29 protein-coding genes are annotated in these 25955 nt (G+C 40.9%); 19 read left to right on the top strand and 10 right to left on the bottom strand.

Annotation, left to right across the window (positions count from 1 at the left end):
- Positions 1–3: 3 nt before the first annotated feature.
- Together ABOA58_RS18295 and vrrA are read right to left on the bottom strand one after the other, a co-directional pair.
- Entirely contained in the window at positions 4–948 is a 945-nt protein-coding gene (locus tag ABOA58_RS18295) for a 4-hydroxy-3-methylbut-2-enyl diphosphate reductase (RefSeq protein WP_048685698.1), read from the bottom strand.
- 126 nt (positions 949–1074) lie between these two features.
- Positions 1075–1758, bottom strand: coding sequence for a VrrA/YqfQ family protein (gene vrrA, locus ABOA58_RS18290; protein WP_350299493.1), 684 nt, complete (start codon positions 1756–1758; stop codon positions 1075–1077).
- 639 nt (positions 1759–2397) lie between these two features.
- Here vrrA and ABOA58_RS18285 point away from each other — a divergent pair.
- The gene (locus tag ABOA58_RS18285) at positions 2398–3711 is read left to right on the top strand and encodes a DEAD/DEAH box helicase (RefSeq protein WP_350299492.1); all 1314 of its coding nucleotides are present in this window, start codon (positions 2398–2400) and stop codon (positions 3709–3711) included.
- A gap of 12 nt (positions 3712–3723) precedes the next feature.
- On the top strand, positions 3724–4620 hold the full coding sequence (locus ABOA58_RS18280) for a deoxyribonuclease IV (protein ID WP_350299491.1): 897 nt from the start codon (positions 3724–3726) through the stop codon (positions 4618–4620).
- A 95-nt stretch (positions 4621–4715) separates the two neighbouring features.
- Here the strand turns inward: ABOA58_RS18280 and ABOA58_RS18275 are convergent, their stop codons facing one another.
- Positions 4716–4976: a DUF2624 family protein gene (locus ABOA58_RS18275; protein ID WP_063233031.1), complete on the bottom strand. Its 261-nt coding sequence runs from the start codon at positions 4974–4976 to the stop codon at positions 4716–4718.
- Between the two features lie 216 nt (positions 4977–5192).
- On the opposite strand from ABOA58_RS18275, the gene ABOA58_RS18270 reads away from it, so the two are divergent.
- Genes ABOA58_RS18270 through ABOA58_RS18260 form a run of 3 tightly spaced genes read left to right on the top strand, consistent with a single transcriptional unit; the run spans position 5193 to position 7253 of the window.
- The gene (locus tag ABOA58_RS18270; protein WP_053535720.1) at positions 5193–5957 is read left to right on the top strand and encodes a metal ABC transporter ATP-binding protein; all 765 of its coding nucleotides are present in this window, start codon (positions 5193–5195) and stop codon (positions 5955–5957) included.
- A gap of 21 nt (positions 5958–5978) precedes the next feature.
- Positions 5979–6812: a metal ABC transporter permease gene (locus ABOA58_RS18265; RefSeq protein ID WP_350299490.1), complete on the top strand. Its 834-nt coding sequence runs from the start codon at positions 5979–5981 to the stop codon at positions 6810–6812.
- Positions 6813–6827: 15 nt separating this feature from the next.
- Positions 6828–7253: a Fur family transcriptional regulator gene (locus ABOA58_RS18260; protein WP_101222584.1), complete on the top strand. Its 426-nt coding sequence runs from the start codon at positions 6828–6830 to the stop codon at positions 7251–7253.
- A 37-nt stretch (positions 7254–7290) separates the two neighbouring features.
- On the opposite strand, the gene ABOA58_RS18255 is transcribed toward ABOA58_RS18260, so the two are convergent.
- Positions 7291–7875 (bottom strand): 5' nucleotidase, NT5C type, encoded by a 585-nt coding sequence (locus ABOA58_RS18255; RefSeq protein WP_350299489.1) that lies wholly within the window; start codon positions 7873–7875, stop codon positions 7291–7293.
- A gap of 168 nt (positions 7876–8043) precedes the next feature.
- On the opposite strand from ABOA58_RS18255, the gene ABOA58_RS18250 reads away from it, so the two are divergent.
- Positions 8044–8514: a DUF308 domain-containing protein gene (locus ABOA58_RS18250; protein ID WP_350299488.1), complete on the top strand. Its 471-nt coding sequence runs from the start codon at positions 8044–8046 to the stop codon at positions 8512–8514.
- Positions 8515–8616: 102 nt separating this feature from the next.
- On the opposite strand, the gene ispG is transcribed toward ABOA58_RS18250, so the two are convergent.
- The 4 genes from ispG to ABOA58_RS18230 all read right to left on the bottom strand — a co-directional run bounded on the left by ispG (position 8617) and on the right by ABOA58_RS18230 (position 11675).
- Positions 8617–9729, bottom strand: a complete 1113-nt coding sequence (gene ispG, locus ABOA58_RS18245) for a flavodoxin-dependent (E)-4-hydroxy-3-methylbut-2-enyl-diphosphate synthase (protein ID WP_185116202.1) — start codon at positions 9727–9729, stop codon at positions 8617–8619.
- A 213-nt stretch (positions 9730–9942) separates the two neighbouring features.
- Positions 9943–10275, bottom strand: a complete 333-nt coding sequence (locus ABOA58_RS18240) for a hypothetical protein (RefSeq protein ID WP_350299487.1) — start codon at positions 10273–10275, stop codon at positions 9943–9945.
- Between the two features lie 114 nt (positions 10276–10389).
- Entirely contained in the window at positions 10390–10524 is a 135-nt protein-coding gene (locus ABOA58_RS18235) for an anti-repressor SinI family protein (RefSeq protein WP_241665149.1), read from the bottom strand.
- Between the two features lie 383 nt (positions 10525–10907).
- The gene (locus ABOA58_RS18230) at positions 10908–11675 is read right to left on the bottom strand and encodes a DUF1189 domain-containing protein (RefSeq protein WP_350299486.1); all 768 of its coding nucleotides are present in this window, start codon (positions 11673–11675) and stop codon (positions 10908–10910) included.
- Positions 11676–11839: 164 nt separating this feature from the next.
- On the opposite strand from ABOA58_RS18230, the gene ABOA58_RS18225 reads away from it, so the two are divergent.
- The 9 genes from ABOA58_RS18225 to phoU all read left to right on the top strand — a co-directional run bounded on the left by ABOA58_RS18225 (position 11840) and on the right by phoU (position 22598).
- The gene (locus ABOA58_RS18225; RefSeq protein ID WP_350299485.1) at positions 11840–12325 is read left to right on the top strand and encodes a DUF456 domain-containing protein; all 486 of its coding nucleotides are present in this window, start codon (positions 11840–11842) and stop codon (positions 12323–12325) included.
- Between the two features lie 144 nt (positions 12326–12469).
- Positions 12470–13078 (top strand): superoxide dismutase SodA, encoded by a 609-nt coding sequence (gene sodA / locus ABOA58_RS18220; RefSeq protein WP_350299484.1) that lies wholly within the window; start codon positions 12470–12472, stop codon positions 13076–13078.
- Positions 13079–14403: 1325 nt separating this feature from the next.
- Positions 14404–15624 carry an MFS transporter gene (locus ABOA58_RS18215; RefSeq protein ID WP_350299483.1) on the top strand — a complete coding sequence of 407 codons (1221 nt, stop codon included), beginning with the start codon at positions 14404–14406 and terminating at the stop codon, positions 15622–15624.
- 194 nt (positions 15625–15818) lie between these two features.
- Positions 15819–17987, top strand: coding sequence for a peptidoglycan D,D-transpeptidase FtsI family protein (locus tag ABOA58_RS18210; RefSeq protein ID WP_350299482.1), 2169 nt, complete (start codon positions 15819–15821; stop codon positions 17985–17987).
- Between the two features lie 211 nt (positions 17988–18198).
- A complete protein-coding gene (locus ABOA58_RS18205; protein ID WP_137016284.1) occupies positions 18199–19161 on the top strand; it encodes a PstS family phosphate ABC transporter substrate-binding protein in 963 nt (320 codons plus the stop codon).
- A gap of 138 nt (positions 19162–19299) precedes the next feature.
- The gene (pstC, locus tag ABOA58_RS18200) at positions 19300–20199 is read left to right on the top strand and encodes a phosphate ABC transporter permease subunit PstC (RefSeq protein ID WP_350302911.1); all 900 of its coding nucleotides are present in this window, start codon (positions 19300–19302) and stop codon (positions 20197–20199) included.
- Between the two features lie 3 nt (positions 20200–20202).
- The gene (gene pstA / locus ABOA58_RS18195) at positions 20203–21081 is read left to right on the top strand and encodes a phosphate ABC transporter permease PstA (protein ID WP_063590620.1); all 879 of its coding nucleotides are present in this window, start codon (positions 20203–20205) and stop codon (positions 21079–21081) included.
- 15 nt (positions 21082–21096) lie between these two features.
- Positions 21097–21924: a phosphate ABC transporter ATP-binding protein PstB gene (gene pstB / locus ABOA58_RS18190; protein ID WP_350299481.1), complete on the top strand. Its 828-nt coding sequence runs from the start codon at positions 21097–21099 to the stop codon at positions 21922–21924.
- Between the two features lie 20 nt (positions 21925–21944).
- Entirely contained in the window at positions 21945–22598 is a 654-nt protein-coding gene (gene phoU, locus ABOA58_RS18185) for a phosphate signaling complex protein PhoU (protein ID WP_137016279.1), read from the top strand.
- Positions 22599–22667: 69 nt separating this feature from the next.
- Here the strand turns inward: phoU and ABOA58_RS18180 are convergent, their stop codons facing one another.
- Positions 22668–23144: a hypothetical protein gene (locus ABOA58_RS18180; protein ID WP_350299480.1), complete on the bottom strand. Its 477-nt coding sequence runs from the start codon at positions 23142–23144 to the stop codon at positions 22668–22670.
- Between the two features lie 2 nt (positions 23145–23146).
- Entirely contained in the window at positions 23147–23527 is a 381-nt protein-coding gene (locus ABOA58_RS18175) for a hypothetical protein (protein WP_350299479.1), read from the bottom strand.
- Between the two features lie 426 nt (positions 23528–23953).
- On the opposite strand from ABOA58_RS18175, the gene ABOA58_RS18170 reads away from it, so the two are divergent.
- The 4 genes from ABOA58_RS18170 to ABOA58_RS18155 all read left to right on the top strand — a co-directional run bounded on the left by ABOA58_RS18170 (position 23954) and on the right by ABOA58_RS18155 (position 25845).
- Entirely contained in the window at positions 23954–24562 is a 609-nt protein-coding gene (locus ABOA58_RS18170) for a hypothetical protein (RefSeq protein WP_101222570.1), read from the top strand.
- Positions 24563–24680: 118 nt separating this feature from the next.
- A complete protein-coding gene (rpmG, locus tag ABOA58_RS18165; RefSeq protein ID WP_028391797.1) occupies positions 24681–24830 on the top strand; it encodes a 50S ribosomal protein L33 in 150 nt (49 codons plus the stop codon).
- 178 nt (positions 24831–25008) lie between these two features.
- The gene (locus ABOA58_RS18160) at positions 25009–25581 is read left to right on the top strand and encodes a 5-formyltetrahydrofolate cyclo-ligase (RefSeq protein ID WP_350299478.1); all 573 of its coding nucleotides are present in this window, start codon (positions 25009–25011) and stop codon (positions 25579–25581) included.
- A 75-nt stretch (positions 25582–25656) separates the two neighbouring features.
- Complete coding sequence (locus tag ABOA58_RS18155; protein WP_101222568.1) at positions 25657–25845, top strand: hypothetical protein; 189 nt, start codon at positions 25657–25659, stop codon at positions 25843–25845.
- Positions 25846–25955 lie beyond the last annotated feature (110 nt).

The raw sequence follows: 25955 nt of genomic DNA, 5'->3' as shown, positions 1-25955 counted from the left end.
AAATCATTTTTTCACTTTAATTTTAGGTAAAATTTTATGCAATGGCGTTTTCTTTTCGGTATTCCAAGTCGATTCATCATTTGCTTCATATTGCTCCAAAAATGCGATAACTTCCTTCGTGATCGGAGTTGGTGTTGAAGCCCCTGAAGTGACGGCAACCGTTTCTGCATCTTTTAGCCATTCAAGGTTCAGCTCGGAAATGTCAGCGATCCGATAAGCTCTCGTGCCGGCAATCTCTTGGGAAACTTGTGCAAGGCGGTTTGAATTATTACTCTTGGGGTCTCCAACAACGATTAAAACATCAGCTTCGCCAGCTTGCTCGGCAACTGCTTCTTGGCGAACCTGTGTCGCTAAACAAATTTCCTTATGGACTTCGGCATGTGGAAACTTTTCCTTGACCTTATCCATGATATCCAATACATCCCATTGGCTCATCGTTGTTTGATTGGTGACAATGATCTTATCGCTATTCAAAGTCAAGGCTTCCACATCTTCATCCTTTTGAACCAGGTGAACGACATCAGGAGCAACTCCGACAGCACCCTCTGGTTCCGGATGGCCTTTTTTGCCAATATAAATGATTTGATAGCCTTCCGCTTGTTTTTCCCGAATTAAGTCATGTGTTGCGGTAACATCGGGACATGTAGCATCGAGCGTGACAAGACCTTTTTTCTCGGCGATCTTCCTGATCTCAGGTGAAACGCCGTGAGCAGTAAAGATGACGGTTCCGCTGTCCACCTGTTCGATGATATCGTTGCGGTTGCTGCCGTCCAACGTGATGATGCCTTCTTCTTCAAACGCATCCGTCACATGTTTGTTATGCACAATCATTCCTAAAATGTAAATGGGACGTGGCAATGTTTTATCTAAAGCCGCATTACGGGCGATGACCATGGCATCGACAACGCCATAACAATAGCCGCGCGGTGAAATTTTAATCACTTTCATCTATGTGTCCTCCTTCAAGGCAAGAAACTCTCACTTTTTATACCTTTCTATTATATAAGACCATAGATGATATTACAAAACATCATATTTACATAAAATCAGTTATTGGTAAATTTTTTGCAGCCTTTAAATATAAAGCTTCGGACCGGATGACCTTTCCCTTTTGGTTTCGGTACGGACTTGGGCGATGGGGTTAGCTTCTTTAGCTTTTTCTTTTTTCTTCGAATCCGTTTTTACCTCAATGTTTTTTTGTACCTCAACATTTGTCTCGCTTTCAACGGAAGCTTCCTGATCCTCGTTATCACCGGCTGATGAAATGCTCCGGAAAACTTTCCACATGGAAGGCAGGTTTTTAATCACTGGTCCGTATTGTTCCACCATGGGTGTGAATTGTTCCGCTGCTTGCAATACTTTTTGCGTGTTGGAAAGCATGTTATTAAGGGAATCGGGGTTTTTTAATGTTTCTAAGATACCGCCTCCGCTGCTTCTTGAAGAACTTTGGTTTGAGGACCCGGCTGGCGCAAACAAATTTGGCGATGCTGCTTTTTGTTTCGACTTACCTAGTATTTTTGCCAATAACCCTTCTTTCTTTGCTGGCGGCATCTCCTGCCGCTGCGGTTGGTTGAAAGGGCCGCGGAAACCTTGAGGGCCCTGAGGCACCTGCCGTCTGTTTTGTGCCATCGGCCGCTGCATCTGCTGATAAGGGGGGATTTGCGGTGACTGTCTGAATGGAGCAGGGTGCTGCTGCATCCTTCGGCCGTTGGGTGGCTGAAAACCGGGTCCGGGTTGACGATTTCTATTTGGGAACATAGGTTTCACCTCCTCAGATATTATATGCTGGTGTATTCTTCTATATAAATTATGCAACTCGACAAAAAAGGTTTGAGGAAAGAGTGACTGGGCAGTTGTGAAGTAACCGGAAAGAAGGTAAGATGGTAACGGTAGTCTTTTAGCTCCATGTCTGCGGGGGATACGCTATGACCAGGACAGGGGCTTTTCGTTTGCAAGAGTCCATTTTAAGAGAACTAACCTCAGCGCAAGCGCTATTGTTAAGTAAATGGGTCACAATGAAAAAAATGATGGCCTGCCCCATTATGGGTCAATCCCTATTTTCTTCACGAGCAACCCAGGCGCTTGCGCTTTTTGTATAATCCAGCTTCAGCGCCTAGCTCGTTGTGAAAAAGATGATCGCCCTCATAAGGCAAAAAGCGCCTTATGGGTCAATCCCTATTTTCTTCACGAGCAACCCAGGCGCTTGCGCTTTTTGTGTAATCCAGCTTCAGCGCCTAGCTCGTTGTGAAAAAGATGATCGCCCTCATAAGGCAAAAAGCGCCTTATGGGTCAATCCCTATTTTCTTCACGAGCAACCCAGGCGCTTGCGCTTTTTGTGTAAAATTTATTATAATAACAGGACATGTCTAATGACTGACAGGATAAAGGAGTTTTTTGATGAAACAAAATCAATTTGAACGATTTAATTTGAAAAGCTACATTCTAGATGCGGTTCGTACTTTAGGGTTCGATAAGCCGACGGAAATTCAAGAGCGCGTGCTTCCGTCGCTTTTAAAGGGAAGTAGCTTAATTGGACAGTCGCAGACAGGAACAGGGAAGACACATTCCTATTTGCTGCCGATCATGAACAGGCTTGATGCCGGTAAGAATGAGGTTCAAGCGATTATTTCCGCACCAACCCGTGAGTTAGCGAACCAAATCTACAAAGAAGCTTTGAAAATTGCTGACCATTTCCCTGAGGATGAGCAGATTCAAGTCCGTTGTTTCATCGGTGGTACCGATAAACAGCGAATGATAGATAAATTGAAGACACAGCCGCAATTGGTAATCGGTACGCCGGGCCGAATCAAGGACTTGGTTGAAGCTCAGGCATTACAGGTGTATACAGCAAAAATGCTTGTAGTCGATGAAGCGGACCTTATGCTAGACATGGGATTCCTTGAAGATGTCGATTTATTTGCATCACGTATGGCTGAAAAAATTCAAATGCTTGTCTTTTCGGCAACCATCCCAGAAAAATTGAAGCCGTTTTTGAATAAATATATGGAGAATCCAAAGTATGTTCAAGTGAATCCCAAGCAGGCGACCGCTTCGAAAATTGAACATGTTCTCGTGCCGCTTCGCCACCGTAACAGAGAGCAGTTACTTCATGATATCATCGTTCGTTATAATCCATATTTGGCGATTGTTTTCACGAACACAAAGAAAATGGCGGACCATGTGGCTAATTCCTTGATCGAAAAAGGGTTGAACGTCGGCCGTATACATGGGGATTTAACGCCTCGTGAGCGTAAAAAAATGATGAAGCAAATCAATGATTTGGAGTATCAATTCATCGTAGCGACAGATCTGGCTTCCCGTGGAATCGATATTGAAGGTGTAAGTCATATCATTAACTATGAATTGCCTTCAGATTTGGATTTTTATATCCATAGGACGGGAAGGACGGCTCGTGCAGGATATTCAGGCATTGCCGCTACCATTTACGATACTTCCGATGAAGATTCATTGAACCGGCTTGAAAAAATGGGCATTGAGTTCCATGATGCCGATATCCAAAACGGTGATTGGGTTGATATCGACGAACGTAATAAACGGAAAAACCGTAAAAAACAAAAATCTGAAATCGATGTTAAAGCGAGCAGGCACGTCAAGAAGCCAACTAAAGTCAAGCCAGGATACAAGAAGAAAATTCAACGAGATGTGGAAAACTTTAAAAAACGCGAACGTCGTATACAGAGAAAGAAATAGGGGAGAAATCAGATGCTGAAGATTGGATCGCATGTTTCAATGAGCGGGAAAGGTATGCTTCTTGCTGCGAGTCAAGAAGCGGCTTCGTATGGCTCCAACACATTCATGATCTATACAGGGGCCCCTCAAAACACAAGACGTAAAAAAATCGAGGATTTAAATATCGAAGCCGGAAGACTGCATATGGAGGAGAATGGAATCAGCGATATCGTAGTCCATGCCCCGTATATCATTAATATAGGAAATACAACGAATCCAGCCACATACGAGCTTGGAGTCAACTTCTTACGCAGCGAAATCGATCGGACCGAAGCCATTGGCGCAAGGCAGATCGTACTCCATCCAGGTGCGCATGTTGGTGCAGGCAGTGAACTGGGAATCAAGAGAATCATCGAAGGTTTGAATGAGGTGCTGACTGCCGACGATAAAGTTCAGATTGCCCTTGAAACGATGGCTGGTAAAGGTTCTGAATGTGGCAGGTCTTTCGAAGAGCTGGCGATGATCATTGATGGTGTGACCCATAATGAAAAACTATCGGTTTGCTTCGATACTTGTCATACTCACGATGCCGGATATAATATCATCGAGGATTTTGATGGCGTACTGAATGAATTTGATAAATTGGTCGGTGTTGACCGCATCAAGGTCCTTCACATAAACGATAGCAAAAACGAACGCGGCACCCGCAAGGACCGCCATGAAAACATTGGATTTGGTCATATTGGTTTTAAGGCGTTGAATGCTATTGTTCACCATCCGCAATTAAGCAGTGTTCCGAAAATCCTGGAAACACCTTATGTAGGGGAAGACAAAAAAGACAAAAAGGCACCATATAAATTTGAAATTGATATGTTCAAGAATAATCAATTTGATGAAGATCTATTGGATAAGATCAGATTTCAACAATAATCATAATAGGGACGATTCATCGAAAAAGATGAATCGTCCTTTCATTTGCATTTGGATTAAGTATGCTCAAATAAAGCTCAGCTGGCTTAAGATCTTTAAAAAGTGGAAGTAAGGTTGTTGAAGAGGGATTCTATTTCCCTGGCTGTGCTTGCTCCGGCAACTTTTGTAATTTGACCAAGCACGTTCTGTCTTTGACGTATATCAAAAATGTTAATATTTTTACCTGCTAGAAGTGCGGTGATATCCTGTGCTTGTTTTTGAGTGAGTGCAACCTTATGCTGTTTAGCAAGGGAAAGCAGTTCATCAGGGCGTATACTGTTGATTTTATGATTGACCATCATTTCAAATAATTTCAAACGATCTCCTCCTTTGTTAAAACATATGAAGGAGGAAGACGTATGTGAACATGAAACTTTGTTTGATTACGGTAAGATTGGTTCAGCTCACATTTTTTTATGGTTCAGGGCGTACCGGAACTTGTTCAGAGGACCGGTTTCTTTACATCTTGGCTTCTTTGATTTATACTAACGATTGTTAATCGTAATGATTCTTAAAAAAAATAGGTGATCTCTTTGGATAATGTAGTAAACCCCATAGTTAAATTTGAAGATATATCTTACAAATATACAAAAGATCTAGTGCTAGAACATGTTTCGCTTGAAATCCCTAGAGGGGCCTTCTTAGCAATCGTTGGGCCGAATGGGTCCGGTAAGTCAACGCTTTTGAAGTTGCTGCTTGGTCTGTTCAAGCTCCAAAAGGGAAAAATTGAAATATTCGGGGAAGACATACGACGCTTTAAAGATTGGCAAAAGGTCGGTTTCGTTTCCCAAAAGGCGAACTCCTTCAACTCTGGGTTTCCTGCCACAGTTTTTGAAGTCGTTCAGAGCGGGTTGACCAAAAAAATCGGCTTGTTTAAGTTTGCAGGCAAAGAGGATAAGCAAAAGGTGAAGAAGGCTCTGGAATCCGTGGATATGCTTGAATATCAGAACCGAAATATCGGGGAATTGTCAGGAGGCCAGCAGCAGAGGGTGTTCATTGCCCGTTCACTGGTCAGCGAACCGGAATTGATGATATTGGATGAGCCAACGGTTGGCGTTGATTCAAAAAACGTCCACCAATTTTATGAAATGCTTGAGATGTTGAATAAAAAATTAGGAATAACCCTGATTTTAGTAACTCATGATGTTGGTACTGTGACCGATAAAGTCACACATGTCGCCTGTTTAAATAAAAAGCTTCATTTTCACGGGGATGCCTGTGAATATAATGAGTTGGATGAAGGTGAGCTCTCGTCCATTTATGGACATGGGGTCCAATTTTTAAATCATGATCATTAATATGTTTTGGAGGATAGCCCAATGATATCGGGGATATTGCAATTTGAATTTTTGCAGAACGCATTCTTGACAGGAATCATCATCGGAGCGATTGCGCCATTAGTGGGCGTTTTTGTCGTGGTAAGGCGGATGTCGATGATTTCCGATGCGCTAAGTCATGTAGCGCTAGCTGGGATAGCGTTTAGTTTATTACTGCAGAAGAGCTTTCTATCTTTAGCAGGATTGAATCCACTTTATATAGGAATGGCGTTTTCTGTAGGTGGTTCATTATTCATTGAAAAATTAAGAGGGGTGTACAAGCATTATCAAGAGCTTGCAATCCCGATCATAATGTCAGGCGGCATGGGTCTTAGTGTCATTTTCATATCCATTGCAGATGGTTTCAATACGGATTTATACGGTTATTTATTCGGCAGTGTCAGCGCCGTCAGCCGGGCTGACTTATATGTCATTTTGGCAGTGGGGATAGTCGTAGCCTTGATGCTCACCCTATTGTATAAAGAATTATTTCTGTTATCTTTTGATGAAGAGCATGCGAAAGCGTCTGGGATACCTTATAAAGCGATTCATTTTATTTTTATTGTAATGGTCGCACTGGTCATTGCCGCTTCCATGAAAATCATTGGCATATTACTTGTTTCTTCCCTCATGACGCTCCCGGTAGCTGCTAGTCTCCGCTTTGCAAAGGGTTTTAAGCAGATGATTGGATATTCGGTCTTATTCGGTGAAGTATCCGTCATAGGCGGATTATTCTTATCATACAGCCTTGACCTCGCTCCTGGCGGGACCATTGTAATAATAGCTGTATTAATTCTCATCTTGTCAATTTTGTTTGATAAGTGGAAAAATCGATAGATGGGGTGATGTATTATGAACGTAACTACTGCCATGCAACTATTAAAAGATAAAGGTTTTAAGCATACAGGAAAGAGGGAAGAAATGCTTCAGCTTTTCTCTTCCAGCGATAAATATTTAACGGCCAAAGATGTATTGGAGAATATGAAGCAGGATTATCCAGGTTTAAGCTTCGATACGATTTACAGAAATCTTTCCTTATTTGTAGAACTGGGCATCTTTGAAGCGACCGAGTTGGAAGGGGAAAAGCGTTTTCGTTTTACTTGCGGTCATTCTTCCCACCATCACCACTTCATCTGTTTGAATTGTGGAAAAACGAAAGAAATCGAATTGTGCCCGATGCAGGAACTTCAGGAAAGCTTGAAGGACTACGATGTTTCGGGACATAAATTTGAAATTTACGGACGCTGTCCCGCATGTAGCGTATCTTTGGATGCATAAAAACCATTGACCTCCAGTCAATGGTTTTTTTCTTGTCTCATTTTATAGTTGCCGGTTGCCCTGACATCCAATTATTCACCCAGGCAGAGGCTTCTTGCCAATTGTTGACCCGAATCACTCTTTCAGGCACGGGATCTTGGTTGTAAGGAGTATTAAATAAAATCACGGGTATTTTACACTCTTCTGAAATCGCCACTGCATTATCGTGCTTGTCCTCTAAAAAGAGATCGACTTCGAATTTTTTGGCTGCAGCCACTTTATCGTGTGAGCCTACAAGCTCAATATGATCATATAGGACTTCATTCGACGTGAACCAATTTTTTGTTACATCCAATAAACGGTTGCTTCTGGCACTGATGAAATAAAGATTAGCTTGTTCTGTCCATTTTTCCAATACATCTTTCGCACCTTCAGCCAATAATGATTCGGAATAGATAAGTGGCTCGCTCTCAATGAACCATTTAGTGAAATCCTCTTTTGGAACATTCACGAAGGGGAATAAGTCATATTCGGTAATATCTTCATAAGCTAAATTCAGCTGAAAAGCTTTATTTAAAAAGGGGACCATGGAATCAGGTCTTGTAACAGTCCCGTCTATATCGATGCCAAAACGTTTTTTCATGATGAATCTCTCCTCGTTTTCAGGTACTTGTAATAGTGTAACATATCCCATCATAGCTTTGGTAAAAACGCGTATTTATTTCCAAGACATGAAACCATTTTCACGATGGGTTCCGCGATTTTTACATACACTATAAATGCTTCACAAATGAAAGTGAGGGATGCACGAATGGAAAAAGATCAATACTCCAGTATTGACGATGAAATGCAATTGGCGAAAGAGGGCAGTGAACCAACCGTTGTGGATGATCAGCATCATGAGCGGTATTATAATGAAGATACACCTGAAGATGACAGACGATATGAAAGTCGTGGGACCATAACCAATATGGATAACCGGTATCAGGAAGAAACGTCTGCCGAAATTTCAACACCGCCTCAGCGAATCAGGTCATATAAAAATGATGAGCCTGCAGAGGATAATGGTTTTGGGGATGTGGCATCAAGAGGGAAAGCGATTGGTGTCATAGCTTTGATCATCTCCATTTTATCTTTATTCATGATGCCTTTCATTTTAGGCATTGTGGGTATCATTGTAGGGATAGTGGCCAGAAGCCGGGGATCGAACTTGGGTACTTGGGCGATCGTCATTGGTGCAATCTCCATCATCGTTGGCATATTCATCCTGCCGTTCTTTTAACATCAGTAAACCCTTTGATGTCATTTTCAAAAATGCATCAAAGGGTTTTTCAAATGGTATAAAACAAAAAATCCCGATAATGAAAATTCGGGATTCTTTGTTTTATTTATTTAGTAAAGCTGCAGCAGCAGCTTCGGCTCTTTGTTTTTCATAGTACTCTTCAGCGATTTTGTCAATTTCCTTTTTAAGTTCCTCGACCATCGTCTCTTCAGGCACTTTACGAACAATTTGACCTTTTCTAAACAGTAAACCTTCACCACGGGCTCCGGCAATGCCGATATCAGCCTCACGGGCTTCTCCAGGGCCGTTTACCGCACAACCAAGCACTGATACCTTGATTGGCGCTTTAACCGTCTGGATGTACTCTTCAACTTCATTGGCGATGGAAATCAAATCAATCTCGATTCGACCGCAAGTAGGGCAGGAAATTAAAGTGGCCATGTTGGAAGCAAGGCCAAATACTTTTAGAAGCTCCCTTGCCACCTTCACCTCTTCGACAGGATCGGCACTTAAGGAAACACGCATCGTGCTTCCGATGCCCTGACTTAGGATGGCACCTAGTCCGGCAGCGCTTTTTACGGTTCCTGAAAACAGTGTACCTGATTCCGTGATCCCAAGATGTAGGGGATAATCGAATGCTTTTGAAGCTTTTTCATATGCCTCGATGGCTAAATTCACATCGGAAGCCTTCATGGAAACGATAATGTCATGAAAATCCAAATCTTCCAGGATCTTGATATGGTGTAAAGCACTTTCTACCATTCCATCAGCAGTCGGGAAGCCATATTTCTCGATGATTTTCTTCTCTAGAGAACCAGCATTGACCCCGATGCGAATTGGTATTCCTTTAGCCTTCGCAGCTTTCACTACTGCTTCAACCTTTTCACGGCGACCGATGTTACCAGGATTAATCCTGATTTTATCAGCTCCGCCCTCGATTGCCTTCAGAGCAAGTTTATAATCGAAATGAATATCGACTACAAGAGGGATGTTTATCCGTTTTTTTATCTCAGAGATTGCATCAGCTGCCCTTTCATCCGGACAGGCGACACGTACGATTTGGCATCCAGCTTCTTCAAGGCGAAGAATCTCTGCAACCGTTGCTTCAACATCATGTGTTTTTGTCGTTGTCATGCTTTGTACAATAACTTCATTATTGCCGCCAATCGTTAAGTTTCCGACTTTAATTGGCCGCGTCTTGGTGCGATGTATGATTTCACTCAAGTGGAATTCTCTCCTTTAGGAAAAAATCAGTTTTGATTTTTATTTGTTTCTCTGAAATATTGTATCAATGTACATACCGCTTGACAAGGAAATAGGACGCATAATGTTTTTTTATGATGAGAAATCTCCTAATTTATGGATACAACCGGTGCCGGGAAATCCCCTAAAAGGTTCTTGTGAAGGGGCAGATTCCTATTTTGGGGGTTATTTGTAAACGGGAATCTTATATGTTTTGCCAATCTGCATATCCTCGGGCTTCAATCCTTCATTCAAACTTTGAAAGTCAGTGATGATCGTTTCGATTGGCTGATTGGATCCGCCTTTTTCCGTTTCGACGATGGAAAGTAAGGTATCACCCGGTTTCATGGTAATTTCTTTATAAGCGGCAGATGGTGCGGATGCAGGCTGGCTGGCCGGGACGGCCGGTTCGCCTGTTGAGGCCGGTGGATGGGAAGCCGGCAGGGTACCCGTAGTCAAATCAAAATAAATAATAAATAAAGTGAAACAGAATGAGATAAAAAGCAGTAGCCGTTTCAATTTTCCATCCTCCCAAGCTTGTCTTTAATTCATCTATACTTGGAGGGGGCAAAAAATATGCCTAAAAATGGGCGATTTTTCAAATGGAATGTGAGAGTGACCATTCAAATTTTTCTATTTCAGTTGAGTAACATCCTTATTATTTGAATGAGTGTTAAGAAAGGAGCGAATTTCCTTTGGGGTCAGACCACTCTTTTTTGCCTCCGTTATGAGTAACAACCACTGTACATCAATATGACTCTCCTTCACGTCTATCACCTCTTAAATACTATTTCAACAATAAGTATAGGAATAACTTAGTGAGTATTTTGTCGAATTAAGTAGATATAAAAAAATGATGACTGTAGTCATATACTGCAAAGGCATGATTACCCGATTTTATGCTTAAGCAAAAAGAGCCGGACCAGGTGGTCGAATCTCAGTTTGCAGACAAGTGGGGTTCTATCTGAATTTTAAACAAGTTGATTGGAACGGGTGTGCGAGATCCCTGTGGGAAAAACGTGTCTTAGGGAGACCCCGCAGGCGCAAAGACCGCCCTGGTCAATCACGAATTTTACAAAGCCTTAAAAGACTGTAGGCAAACTCGATTCTCATCGAGTTTGCCTACAGTCTGAGTCCATTCTTGTAAATTTTCAATTTCCGATCTTATTGGCTGATGTTTCTTTAATGGATAAATATAACATCATCAATGTCACAAACCAGCTAATGATGGAAGCGAACGGTACCATTGCTTGAAAAGCATCCATGATGGTGAAGAATACGGTGGCAAGCGTTATGCTGTAAGCACCGATTCTCCATAGATGCCTATAGGAAAGAGGACGGCCAAGAGCATTTTTGAAAAAAAGACCGAAAGCGGCAAGGATTGTCACTTTAATGAAGATTCCGGTAGCAGTAAACAGGTATAATATAAGTAGAAGCAATGGAAGGATGATAGGCAGAACAGATTCAACTGAATCAAGCCAAGTGGATATTTCCTGATTATCTCCCTCCAGAACTGAATATGGAGAGGATTGCACGTTGCCTCCGGATACGAAAACCAGATCAGACTTTAAAAGTGCGACAGCTTCATCAGCTTTTGCGGCTACTTCTTCCGGGGTCAAGGCTCCCGTGCCATCTACGAAAATTTGATATCCGTTTTTATTAAGGCTAAATGGCTTATCTTGTTCAGTTGTCAACGTGCCATTTTTGATTTCAAATGCCGGTAAGTCTTCGGATACTGTTTCGTGCATGGCATCTATCCCGTCAACTATCATTGTCCCAAAATAAAAAGCTGAAGGGAGAAAGGCGATGAGACTGATAAAGAAAACGAATAAAATCGTTTTCCCGATACCTTGGTTTTGAAAGGAAGCGATATCTTTAGGAGAATACAAGCTTACCCATAGTTGTTTGAATATGTTCAATGTTTTCAGCACCTAACTATATAAGATTCCTAACCAATTTTAACTATACGGGAAAAATAAAACAACCTGTATTCTGCTTCATTGGTTTTAACCATCAGTAATGAGGTAATTATGAAGAGATAAAGTCAAATTATATATCAAATGAGAAAGGGGAGTTTTAGTAAATGGATACACTATTTTGGATAATAATTACCCTCATGTTCATAATGGGGTTTGTCGGTCTGATTTTTCCAATCATCCCAAGTGTTTTATTCATTTTCGGCGGAATATTGCTCTATGGACTATTTTATTCTTTTGAACCATTTGGCTGGTTTTTCTGGACGGTCCAAATTTTATTCGTCATCCTTTTATTCGCAGCTGATTATATTGCGAACATGGTCGGGGTCAAAAAGTATGGAGGCACGAAAGCGGGAATTTGGGGCAGTACGATTGGGCTTCTGGTCGGGCCATTCGTGATCCCGTTCCTCGGAATACTAATAGGACCATTCATCGGGGCATTCCTGGCAGAAATCATAGTACATAAAAAAGACCCGGTTACTGCTTCGAAAATCGGCCTTGGTTCCGTTGTAGGCTTTATAAGCAGCGTCATTACAAAAGGCATCATCCAACTTCTGATGATTGGATATTTTCTATTCGTGGTATTCTCATAGGAAATATAATCGAAAAATGAAAAATTGAGGCATAAGGTTTGAAACGGTTACAAAAATTTGATACTCTATTTCTAGCGAGCTTTAGGTATCTTTCGAGAACTGAAGCCCTCAAAAAAAAAAGCTTACATAGGGAGGAATTTTATTATGGCTTTTGAACTTCCACAATTACCGTATGCATATGATGCATTAGAACCACACATCGACAAAGAAACAATGAACATTCACCACACTAAACATCACAACACATATGTGACAAACCTGAACAATGCCCTAGAAGGTAACCAAGAACTTCTAAGCAAAAGCGTTGAAGAAATCGTCGCTAACCTTGACGCAGTACCTGAATCTGTTCGTACTGCTGTACGCAACAATGGTGGCGGACATGCTAACCACACTTTATTCTGGGAAATCCTTTCACCTAACGGCGGCGGACAACCGACTGGTGAATTAGCGGATGCTATCACTTCAAAATTCGGAAGCTTTGACAGCTTTAAAGAAGAGTTCGCTAAAGCGGCTACTACTCGTTTTGGATCTGGCTGGGCTTGGCTTGCAGTCAACAATGGCGAGTTGGAAGTAACAAGTACACCAAACCAAGACAATCCATTATCAGAAGGTAAAACACCGCTTCTTGGATTGGACGTTTGGGAACATGCATACTACCTAAACTACCAAAACCGTCGTCCTGAATACATCAATTCTTTCTGGAATGTTGTAAACTGGGATGAGGTTGCAAAACGTTACAGCGCTGCAAAATAATTTGTAATTAAAAAGACAGGATTCCTTTGGTGAAAAGGAATCCTGTCTTTTTTTGTTTCTTTTATCCGAACGGGAACATTAAAGAAAACAATATAAAGGCAACTCGTATTGCTGTTTCGCCAAAAGAAGTGAAAGAAATTCACGAGTAAAAACTGCGAATTCCAAGTAAAAGCTACTAATTTACGAGAAACGCACAAATTCACAAGTAAACTCTTCAAATTCACGAGTAAAAGCTCAAAACTCACGAGTAAAAGCATCAAATTCACGAGTAAAAGTTCAAAACTCACGAGTAAAGGCCCAAATTCACAAGTAAACACTCCAATTCCTGAGTGAAATCTCGAAACTCACGAGTAAAATCCTAAAACTTACGAGTAAAAGCATCGAATTCACGAGTAAAATCCTAAAACTTACGAGTAAAAGCCCAAATTCACGAGTAAACACTCCAAATTCAAACATCCCCTTCTTCTCCGCCAATCGAAGAGTTTTCTTTCCACTGTTTCTGTTCAAGTTCAAAAGGAAAACAGTGTAAGGGCAACTACTTCTCTGTCATCGCCATCCTGTCTCGCCAATCGAAGAGTTTTCTTTATACTGTTCTTGAATTAACAGGGAAGAGCTTTTAAGGAAAACAGTATAAGTGCAACTACTTCTCTGTCATCGCCATCCTGTCTCGCCAATCGAAGAGTTTTCTTTACACTGTTCTTGATTTAAGGGGAAAAGATTTTAAGGAAAACAGTATAAGTGCAACTACTTCTCTGTCTTCGCCAATCAAAGAGTTTTCTTTATACTGTTCTTTTTCAAATTCAAAAGGAAAACAGTATAAGGGCAACTACTTCTCTGTCTTCGCCAATCGAAGAGTTTTCTTTATACTGTTCTTGAATTAACAGGGAAGAGCTTTTAAGGAAAACAGTATAAGGGCAACTACTTCTCTGACTTCGCCATCCTGTCTTCGCCAATCGAAGAGTTTTCTTTATACTGTTCTTGAATTAACAGGGAAGAGCTTTTAAGGAAAACAGTATAAGGGCAACTACTTCTCTGACTTCGCCATCCTGTCTCGCCAATCGAAGAGTTTTCTTTATACTGTTCTTGATTTAAGGGGAAAAGATTTTAAGGAAAACAGTATAAGTGCAACTACTTCTCTGTCTTCGCCAATCGAAGAGTTTTCTTTATACTGTTCTTGAATTAACAGGGAAGAGCTTTTAAGGAAAACAGTATAAGGGCAACTACTTCTCTGTCTTCGCCAATCGAAGAGTTTTCTTTACCTTTTTTTACATAAATTCTTTTGTTTTTTCAAACACTAGAGTGGAATTTAAAGGAGAGTTAAAACAATGGGTATTTTAGAGAGATGGTTGGGTGAAGCGGGGGGAAAGAAGGATCTGCACCTCCTTTTGTTTATTGGCGGGCTGTACAGCCTAAGTATTGCTTTATCCAATACATTCGTTAATGTGTACTTGTGGAAACAATCCGGTCAAATTGTTGATATTGCCGTATATAATCTAACCGTGGTGCTTTTTCAACCGCTTACCTTCGTCTTTGCTGGCAGACTGGCGAAAAAAGTGGATCGAATCATCGTTTTGCGTCTGGGTGTTATCTTTTTGGCCCTATTTTATTTATCAGTCCTATTGGTCGGCACACGGGCAACGGATTTCCTTTGGTTGCTTGGTGGACTGTTAGGAATCGGTTATGGGTTTTATTGGCTTGCCTATAATGTCTTGACTTTTGAGATAACTGAACCGGAAACAAGGGATTTCTTCAATGGTTTTTTAGGGATTTTATCATCCCTTGGGGGAATGGTCGGTCCGATTCTTTCAGGGTTCATCATTTCGAGGCTTGAAAAATTCACGGGATATTCCATTGTATTCGGATTGTCTTTGCTGTTGTTTTCCGTTGCGGTGTTTCTTAGCTTTTCGATAAAAAGACGTCCAGCACATGGCAGATACTGTTTCCTTCGGATATTGCAGGAACGGAAAAATAATCGGAATTGGCTATTGATCACACGTGCTCACTTTTTTCAAGGGATACGAGAGGGCACCTTCATGTTCATCATTTCGATTAACGTTTTCATTCAGACGGATAGTGAACTTGCCTTAGGGAGCTATGGTCTGTTAAATTCGGCCATTTCATTCGTTGCGTATTTTTTTGCTTCACGATATATAAAACAGCCGATGCGAAAAAAGGCCATTCTTATTGGAGGAATCCTGTTGTATGCAGGGGTCTTATTGATTGCATTTGATATCACATTCGGGAAGCTTCTTATTTATGGGGCAATTGTCGCTACCGCTTATCCTATTCTTTTGGTCCCTTATATATCGTTGACGTATGACATTATAGGCCGTGCTTGGAAGGCAGCGGAAATGAGGATTGAATATATCGTTGTCCGGGAACTGTTCGTTCATCTTGGAAGGATCGTATCGATATCAGGATTCATACTTTCCGTTATGTTATTCGACCTAAAGGAAGTACTGCCGATCTATCTGTTAATCGTCGGGGCAGGGCATACCGTGATATATTGGTTTATACGGAAAATCGATATCATTGACCAAGATTGAAAAAGAGGCCTTAGAGGCCTCTTTTCCAATATCAGGACTTACGGTTTTAGGATCTATGAGCCGTAAGTCACTTTTTATGTAAAGTTCGTTAGATGTTTAATATTTCTAGAACACTAAGGTAGAAAAAAATATAAATGTTCTATAGAATGGTATAGGACCTATTATGACTATGTAAAAAGGATGTGTGGCTTAGTGTGAATAAAAAGAAAAAGAAAAAGACGCATGTGCCTTTCAGATTGAATATTCTTTTCTTTTTAGTGTTTGTTTTGTTTTCCGCTTTAATTTTACGCTTGGGTGTTGTACAGATTGTTTATGGTGATGATTACCGCCGTGAGATTGAAAGAACAGAGGAAGTGACCGTGAATAATTCGGTGCCCCGTGGGAAAATGTATGACCGGAATTTGAAACTGATGGTCGATAACCAACCACTGGATGCAATTACATATACACGAAAACAAGGTACGAAACAAACAGAAATGGTGGAAACGGCTGAGAAACTCGCGAAGTTGATCGAAAAGGAAACAGACAAAGTGACTGAACGCGATAAAAAGGATTTTTGGATTTTGAAGAATCCAAAGCTGGCCGAGAAAAAGATTACCGATAAAGAGAGGAAAAAAGTGGAAGAAGGCGAGATGGAAGAAAGTGATTTGTATAAGCTTCAGCTTGATCGGATTACTGAAGAAGAAACAGAGCTTTCGGAAAAAGATCTTGAAGTTCTTGCCATCTATAGGGAATTTGCAAGCGGATATGCCCTTACCCCGCAAATTGTGAAAAACAAGAAAGTAACAAAAGAAGAATTCGCCAAGGTGAGTGAAAACCTTGATTCGCTCCCAGGGGTCGATATATCTACAGATTGGGATCGTTTTTATACATATAATAAAACACTTAAATCTGTTTTGGGTAAAGTTTCCTCATCTGAAGAAGGCCTGCCTAGTGAAAGTCTGGACTATTATTTAGCACGCGATTATAGCCGGAATGACCGTGTAGGTAAGAGTTATATTGAGGCGCAATATGAAGATGTCCTCCAAGGTCAGAAAGCGAAAGTAAGGAATGTGACCGATAAATCAGGAAATGTCGTCGATTCCGAAGTGATTACTGAAGGTTCGCGAGGAAAAGATCTTATATTGACAGTTGATATGGATTTACAGCTTGCAACAGAGGAAATCATTGAAAAGGAATTGATTGCCAAGAAAAAAATGGGTAACACCAAATTCTTGGATAGGGCTTTTGTCGTCATGATGGATCCTAATACAGGGGAAATTTTAACGATGGCGGGTAAGAAATATGAGAAGGATTCAAAAACAGGGAAATCTTCCATAGAGGACTTTGCATTAGGGAATATCACGACTTCCTATACAATGGGCTCTTCAGTAAAAGGCGCAACTGTTTTGACCGGTTATCAGCAAGGCGCAATCCAGCCGGGGACATACTTTTATGATACAAAGCTGAAGATTAAGGGGACAAAGGAAAAAGGCTCATATAAAAACTTTGGGAACATTAATGATTTAACGGCTTTAAAAGTATCTTCCAATGTTTATATGTTCAGAACGGCGATTAATATTGCAGGTGCGCATTATGTGCCGAATGAACCTTTAAATATTAGCTCAAGCGCCTTCTCAACCATCCGGAATTCATTCGCCCAGTTTGGCTTGGGTGTTCGTACGGGAATCGATCTCCCGAATGAGATGAGTGGATTCAAAGGTTCAGAAACGTTAGCGGGTAAGTTGCTTGACCTTTCAATCGGACAGTATGATACGTACACACCGATGCAGCTTGTGCAATACGTTTCCACGATAGCGAATGGCGGAAACCGCATGAAGCCGCATATGGTTAAGGAAATCCGTGATCCGGTTGATAATAATGAGGAATTGGGTCCTGTTGCCGAAGACGTTGCACCGACTGTCCTTAATCGTCTTGATATGAAGGAAGAATGGGTAGAACGTGTGCAGAGCGGTTTCGAGAAAGTTGCGATGGAACAAGGCGGAACGGCTTATACCTATTTTGGGAAAAAATCGTATACAGTGGCAGCTAAAACCGGGACGGCGGAAGCATTCTATGACGGCCCGAACCGGATGGATTATAGCGAGCCCCAAGCAACGATGAATATCACGTTGGTCGGCTATGCCCCTGCTAAAAATCCAGAAGTTGCTTTTTCTGTTGTTGTCCCGTGGGCGTATCAGGGCCATTCGGGTCATGATATGAGTAAAAAAATTGGTGAAGAGATTATGGATAAGTATTTCGAACTGAAAAAAGAACGGGCTAAAAAGGAAAATACCGAAACCTCGACTGATTTGAAAGTGGAAAATGGTAAAGACGTTCAAAAGGACCAGGCTGAAGTTAGAAAAAGCCAGGAAAATGAATAACAAAAGGTTAAAAACACGTTTTTGGGTAAAACCGGAAACGTGTTTTTTTTTGCATTTTAAGAACGGGATCAGTACAGTTCTTTCGTCTTTACAATTAACACACAATTATTTACTGAATATTTACATTTGCTTCAAACGGAGTTTACAGTCTAAAAGTATGATGTGAGAGTAGGACAAAATATTCATATAAAATTCTTAGGGGGATTTACAAATGAGACGTTTCAAAGGTATGGCAATGACTGTAATGATGGGTGGAGTAATTGCAGTAGCGGCGGGTTGTGGATCCGATGACACTAAGACAAGCAGCGGTGAAGGAAAAGGATCTGGCCAACTGCAGGGAGAAGTAATTACGGATGGTTCTTCAACGGTCTTTCCGATCATGGAGGCAGTTGCCGAAGAATATATGGCTACACAGCCTGATGTGAAGGTTTCAGTGGGATCGTCAGGAACAGGTGGGGGATTTAAGAAATTCATCGCTGGTGATACGGACCTAGCCAATGCATCCCGCCCGGTCAAAGAAGAAGAAACTGCCTTACTTGATGAAAAGGGAGTTAAATATACAGAGTTGAAACTGGCATTTGACGGTATTTCAATCGTCGCCAATAAAGATAATGAATTCATCGATTCACTAACAGTTGAAGAACTTCAAAAACTGTGGATTGATAATGGAAAGGTGAAGAAATGGTCTGATATACGTCCTGAATGGCCGAAGGAAGAAATTAAATTCTACTCTCCGGGAACAGATTCAGGCACATATGATTATTTCAATGAAGTAATCCTTGAAGAAAAACCGATGGTGGAAAATGCTACGCTTTCAGAAGATGACAATGTCCTTGTACAAGGTGTAGAAGGTGATAAAAATGCGATTGGTTTCTTCGGTTATGCTTACTACTCTGAAAATAAAGATAAGTTAAAGATCATTTCCATCGACAACGGCAAAGGTGCTGTAGAGCCAACACATGAAACGATTAAAAGTGGGGAGTATGCACCATTGTCACGTCCACTTTACACATATGTAGCTAATAAGTCGGTAGCTGAAAAAGAACAAGTTGCTGATTATACTCAATTCGTCATTGAAAATGCAGGAGAGCTTGCTGAAGAAGTGGGTTATATCAGCCTGCCGGAAGAAGAGTACCAGAAAGATCTTGATAAATTAAAAGAACTGGAAAAATAAACGATATTACAGGCTACTGAAATCCCGCCTTGACTCGATTAAGGCGGGGGTAACAGCTTGTAAATCCAAATATTGTGTGTCTGAAATGGAGGATGCAAGTTGGAACTTAGAAAAACAGAAACCTATTCTGTACAGCAAATGATTCTGGAAAAGAAAAGTAAGAAAAAAATGAATATGGAAAAAGTCATCCCTAAGCTTTTGTTCCTTACGGCGGCAATTTCCGTTTTTACTACAATCGGGATCATCCTGACGCTTATATTTGAAACATTTATCTTTTTTGACAGAGTATCTATCGTCGAATTTTTTACAGAAGCTAAATGGCTGCCATTTGCATCTACACCGTCCTATGGGATTATGCCGCTTATCGTGGGAACGTTGAAGATAACAGTCATAGCAGCGGTGGTTGCAGTTCCAGTAGGGCTTGCAACAGCCATTTTCTTGAGTGAATATGCATCAGAGAAAACACGCAGAATCATCAAGCCGATTTTAGAAGTTTTAGCTGGAATTCCTACTATCGTTTACGGCTTCTTTGCCTTAACTTTTGTAACACCGGTTTTACGGGATTTATTTCCTTCCCTTGATATGTTCAATGCTCTTAGTCCTGGAATCGTTGTAGGAATCATGATCATGCCGATGATAGCCTCTTTGTCGGAAGATGCCCTTGTATCAGTACCGAAGTCGATTCGCGAAGGTGCGTATGCCTTAGGAGCAACGAAACTCGAAACGACAATTAAAGTGGTATTGCCAGCAGCCCTTTCAGGAATTGTGGCATCCATCGTTCTTGCTCTATCCAGAGCGATCGGGGAAACCATGATTGTGAGTGTTGCCGGTGGCTCGACCCCAAATATGAGCATGGATGTAACTTCATCGATTCAAACGATGACCGCTTATATTGTACAGGTAAGTTCGGGAGATGCAGGATATGGGACAACGATTTACTACAGCATTTATGCGGTTGGAATGACACTGTTCGTCTTTACGCTTATCATGAATTTACTGGCGCAGTTCATCTCTCGCAAGTTCAGGGAGGAATATTAAGACATGAAACTGATAAACAAAAGTCATGTTGCAAAAAAAATGCCTGCTAGGCTGGCTGTTAACACGATTTGTAAAGGATTATTCTTCTTGGCAACATTGGTTGGCCTCCTCGTATTGGCCATCTTATTTTATCGGATATTCACTCAAGGAATTGGCAGTCTGAATGGGGATTTCCTTCAGAATTTCGCTTCCAGGAAACCTGAAGAGGCTGGTATAAAGGCAGCGTTGATCGGTTCAATTTGGTTGATGGTAGTGGTGGCCCCGGTTTCCCTGCTGCTTGGTGTTGGAACGGCCATTTATTTAGAGGAATATGCCCGGAAGAATTGGATCACCACTTTTATCAAAGTGAATATTTCCAATCTGGCGGGTGTGCCGTCAATAGTATTTGGGCTTTTGGGTTTAACGGTTTTCGTTCGTGCTCTAGCTTTGGACCGGTCCATATTGGCAGCAGGCTTGACGATGAGCCTACTTGTTCTTCCTGTCATCATAGTAGCTGCCCAAGAGGCCATACGTGCCGTACCTCGTGATTTAAGGGAAGCTTCATTTGGAATGGGTGCAACAAAGTGGCAAACGATATTGAAAGTGGTCCTGCCTGCTGCGATACCTGGCATTTTAACTGGGGGGATACTTGCTTTATCACGTGCAATCGGTGAAACGGCTCCATTGGTGGTGGTTGGCATACCAATGTTCATCGCCTTTTTACCTCAAACGGTCATGGATACATTCACAGTGCTGCCAATGCAAATCTATAATTGGACATCCCGTCCACAGGAGGAATTCCAGCAGGTTGCTGCCGCGGGAATCATCGTTTTACTCATCCTGTTAATATTCATGAATTCAATAGCGGTTATAATTCGAAATAAATTCCAGAAAAGATACTGATAGGAGGAAGGAAGCATGAATATGACCTTAACGAGAGAAAAAGAGTCACCGGCAATCGGAATCGAAAATGTCGGATCAGCTGCCTTGACGGAAAAGGTGTATGAAACATCCAATCTCAATTTATGGTATGGAGAAAACCATGCTTTGAAAAATATTAATCTGGATATGCACCAAAATGAAGTGACCGCCATCATTGGTCCTTCAGGATGTGGGAAATCCACCTACATCAAAACATTGAACCGAATGATAGAGCTAGTCCCGGATGTGAAAACGACAGGTCAGATTAAATATAGAAACAGGAATATCCTCGATCAGTCCTATAAGGTGGAAGATTTAAGGACACAGGTGGGAATGGTTTTCCAAAAGCCTAATCCCTTTCCTAAATCAATTTATGAAAATGTTGTATACGGACCAAAAATCCATGGAATTAAAAATAAAAAAATTCTTGATGAGATCGTCGAAAAGAGTTTAAAAGGGGCAGCCATTTGGGATGAAGTGAAAGACCGACTGCATGAAAATGCATATGGACTTTCAGGTGGACAGCAACAGCGTCTTTGTATTGCCAGATGTTTGGCAATCGAACCTGATGTCATATTAATGGATGAACCGACTTCTGCCCTTGACCCGATATCCACTTTGAAAATAGAAGAATTGGTCCAAGAAATGAAAAAGGATTTCAGCATCATCATCGTTACCCATAACATGCAGCAGGCAGCACGTATCTCTGATAGAACAGCCTTCTTCTTAAATGGGGAAGTCATCGAATATTCTGATACAAACACCATCTTCTCTAATCCGAATGATAAAAGAACAGAAGATTACATTACCGGACGCTTCGGTTAAAGAGAAAGGGAGATGCGATAATGATCGTTCGTGAAAATTTCGAGCTTCAATTGAAAGAGTTACAGGAGAAAATCGTGAAGTTGGCTAATTTAGCATCAAGTGCCATATCAAAATCATATGCCGCACTGGAAAACAATAATGTGGATGATGCTCTTGAAGTTATTGATGATGATACAATCGCTGATTTACTAGAAGAGGAAATTAATGACTTTGCGATTTTGCTGATTGCTAAGCAGCAGCCGGTTGCGATTGATTTAAGGCGTATCATTGCTGCCATAAAAATCGCCTCTGATATTGAAAGGATGGCGGACTTTGGAGTGAATATTGCTAAATCAGCCATCCGAATCGGTGACCAGCCATTTATTCTGCCTTTAACGCCATTAAAGCAGATGCATGATATTACATTAAAGATGATTCAACTTTCAATAGAAGCATTTGAGAAGGAAGATGTTGTTCTTTCAAGAGAAATCATTGAAATGGATGACGAGGTTGATCGCTTTTATGGAGATATGATTCGGAGTCTCCTTCGCCTTTCAGATGAAAAAAACCTTCAGCAGGTTACACAGCTTTCCTTAATTGCTCGATATTTGGAAAGGACAGCGGACCATACAACGAATATTGCAGAGAATATTTACTTCCTGGTAAGAGGGAGATATATCAGCAGGAATGAATGAACCCATCCTGATTGAAAAAAAGAGAGGCTTTTTCTCGGACATCGTCCATTTAAAAGTCTCTCTTATTCATTAATGGGTCAAAGTATTGGCCAATTGTCTATATGTCATATTATTCGTAACAACAAACTCACCGATTTGTATTTTTTTTGAGAAATCATTGTCATTCATGTACGCTTCAAATTCAGCAGCATCATCGATGATTTTTTCAGTGGCAAGGCTATCGGCAATTTCGGTTGTGGTCATATTCGTTTTCACTTTAATTGTATAGGTGACGATGGAGGGATCTTTTTTTGAAGCCCCTTTCTCCATTGAATCCTTATCCGGATCCTTATCCGGATCCTTATCCGGATCCTTTGGTTGGACGGTCTTTTTAGTTTCCTCCATAGGGAGTGTAACGACGTATCCTTTCTTCACGAGCAATTCCTTAGCTTCCTCCGCAGTCGGAGTGGTGCCTTCGAATAATCCGGTGCCATAATAAAAGCCAGCAAAGATTGTTGTTGTAAAAATGATACCGGCGGAAAGACCTTGCAGTCTTGCTTTGTTCATTCTCATTCACCCCGCAATCTTTGCTGCTCGATCACTGCAATGGTTTGTTCCTTCGTTAACGAGGATTGTCTGGCGATCTGGTCCAAAGAAAGGCCTTGACTATATAAAGATAGAACCTGGCTTTTTAGAATTTCATGAATGGGTTCGCTATCATTGGAATTGACAGTTGATTTAACCTTTTCAGGGGGAACGGGTTCGTCCGGGATAACGAATTCCTCTTCAAGAATCTTCACCTTCTTCTTTAATTGGTAGATATCCTGCATATACGTTAGTGTCATCTGCTCCAAATCTTCCTCTAATTTGGCAACTTTATCTTTACCGAAAAAGGAAATGATGAGAAGGACGATCGCTAATGAAAAAAGAAGGACGATAAGTGTTTCCATGTTTTCACCTCAGAAGATAATTTTCGACAATATACTTATATTTTACACATATTTAAAAAAAATTGGAGATTTTCATATTTTTATATTTTCGGAAGTGGGCCTTCAACTTCATTTATTGTCTGTTTTGTTTCAGATATTGTCGAAAATCCTTAAGACAGTCGATGAAGAAAAAAAATTAGGCATCAAAATGGGAAAAAAACCTTTAAGAGATAACATACATAAAATTCGACAAAATGTGTTTATTGTCCATCAGCCAATTCAGTGCTAACATAAAGATAGAATAAATCGAAAAAACAAAATATTTTGAATAGTTAAAAATCGTTTACCTATAAGAAAATGGTGTGCAGTTTCTAAAGTGGATAGTCTCACTGTCAGCGCCTAACGATAAGCTATATATAAGGATAAAGAAGGGGAAGGGATGATTATATGAATTCGCTATTCGCGTATATGCCGCAGGATAACCAGGATATATTTCGTAAGGGATTAAAAGCTGGGTTATGGATGGATGAGAGTTTTGATTGGTATCCTGAAGAAGATATGATGAGTCATCCTAATGGAGAGATCCGGACACTTTCACAAACATATACCCAAGGGCAGGTGACCTTTTCGAAGTTCACGATTAGAAATACCTCATTCGAGACGAAGCGCCCAAAAGTGTTTTTTCACTATGAAAACGCTTTCGAAAGGCAGGCGGTGGCTTTTTACAGCCCGAATGAACGGGCGATTTTACATGTAGCCCCCCAATCGATTGCCTTATTGGGTGGATTGGTGAAAGGAAAAAGCATCTCTCAATATTGCATCCAAGGTAAGGGAAGCCTTTATCAAGAGGGGTGCTTCAAATCATTGAAGGAGGGGCTCCTGGCTTATTCACCGCTCGCCAAAGGGGAAGTTACCAGCGTGTTTACGCTAGAGACTGAAATTTTGCCGAAGGAATGTGTGGAAGCTGTGGCCTGGGTCATTCATGCTGAAACGAAAGAAGAAGCGAAAGTCATAAATAATCAGCTCCTCCTGACGATGCAAAACGTAAACAATTAAGAATTCAAAAAAGTTAATGTTGGATTTCCCAAAAAACATACTAGCAATTCGCATTGAATAATGCTATTATAGAAAAGTCCTATGTGAAAAAGTCAATATGTTTGGAGGGAAATACACAATGCGCGTAAATATTACATTAGCTTGCACTGAATGTGGAGACCGTAACTATATTTCTAAAAAAAATAAACGTAACAATCCAGACCGTCTTGAGCTTAAAAAATACTGCTCAAGAGAAAAACGCAGCACGACTCACCGTGAAACAAAGTAAGCAACAGGATTTTTCCTGTTGTTTTTTTTATACATTTTTTTAATCCATTCTTCCTCTCTTTCCTTTAGTGGATATTTTCAGATGAATTAATGGTTCGGCGATTTCCGACACCGTATTTTTCGTATATGAACAAATATTATGAGATAATGATAGAAGCAGACTAAAGGAGTCAGAAGAGATGAGAGAAAACAAAAATAAGCTCCGCCAAGAAGTTAGGTCCCGTTTAATGGAGCTAACTAAAGAGGAACATGAAGAACTTTCGAATAGAATTGCTGAAAACTTATTTTCACTGGAGGAATGGAAAAAAGCAAAAACCATAGGCATCACCATCTCCATACCGCCCGAAGTTCCAACTGTACGGATCATCGAACAAGCATGGAGTGAAGGAAAAGAAGTGGCAGTACCAAAATGTGATCCTGAAAAAAAGACAATGGAATTCAAGAAAATCTCGTCCTTCAATCAGCTGGAGTCTGTTTATTACGGGTTGCTTGAACCAGTGGCTGAAACAGCCAAGGCTCGGAAAGAGGAATTGGATGCATTGATCGTACCCGGTCTTGCTTTTACCAAGGAAGGGTATCGCCTAGGCTTTGGAGGCGGCTATTATGACCGTTTCCTATCTTATTACCGAGGAGATACATTGGCACTTACATACGAGCTTCAATTAATGGATGAACTCCCGATAGAAGTCCATGATATAGCGGTAGGCAAACTCATTACCCCATCCAGGGTAATACGTACGTACGCCCATTAGAAGAAGTTTATTAATTATCACTTTTAGCTCATAAAAATCCTGTCCTGTATCACACTATTGATAGGAGGGATTGTTATGCTTCGATTAATTATTCAAATCTTCTTGGTTGGTTTAGCTGTTTATGCAGGTTACAAAAACCGGTACCGCCTGATAAATGTTGCGCTGTCCAACGGCATTTTAAGAAGATTTCTAGTGACTAAATCCTTGGATATGCCAATGTTCAGGGATAAAATGATGCAAAGCATGTTCAGTCAGACCAAATGAGAATGCCGGCATCTTAAAAAGGAACCTGATCAGGGGTTCCTTTTTTATTTTTAAGGACCGGGAAAGCAGTCTCCTTTTTTACTTTTTTCATGATTTCGTCTATAGTTTTA

Source organism: Peribacillus frigoritolerans (assembly GCF_040250305.1).
GTDB lineage: Bacteria > Bacillota > Bacilli > Bacillales > DSM-1321 > Peribacillus.
Note: the sequence above shows the minus strand (reverse complement) of the source record. Positions and strands in the feature narration are given on the sequence as shown.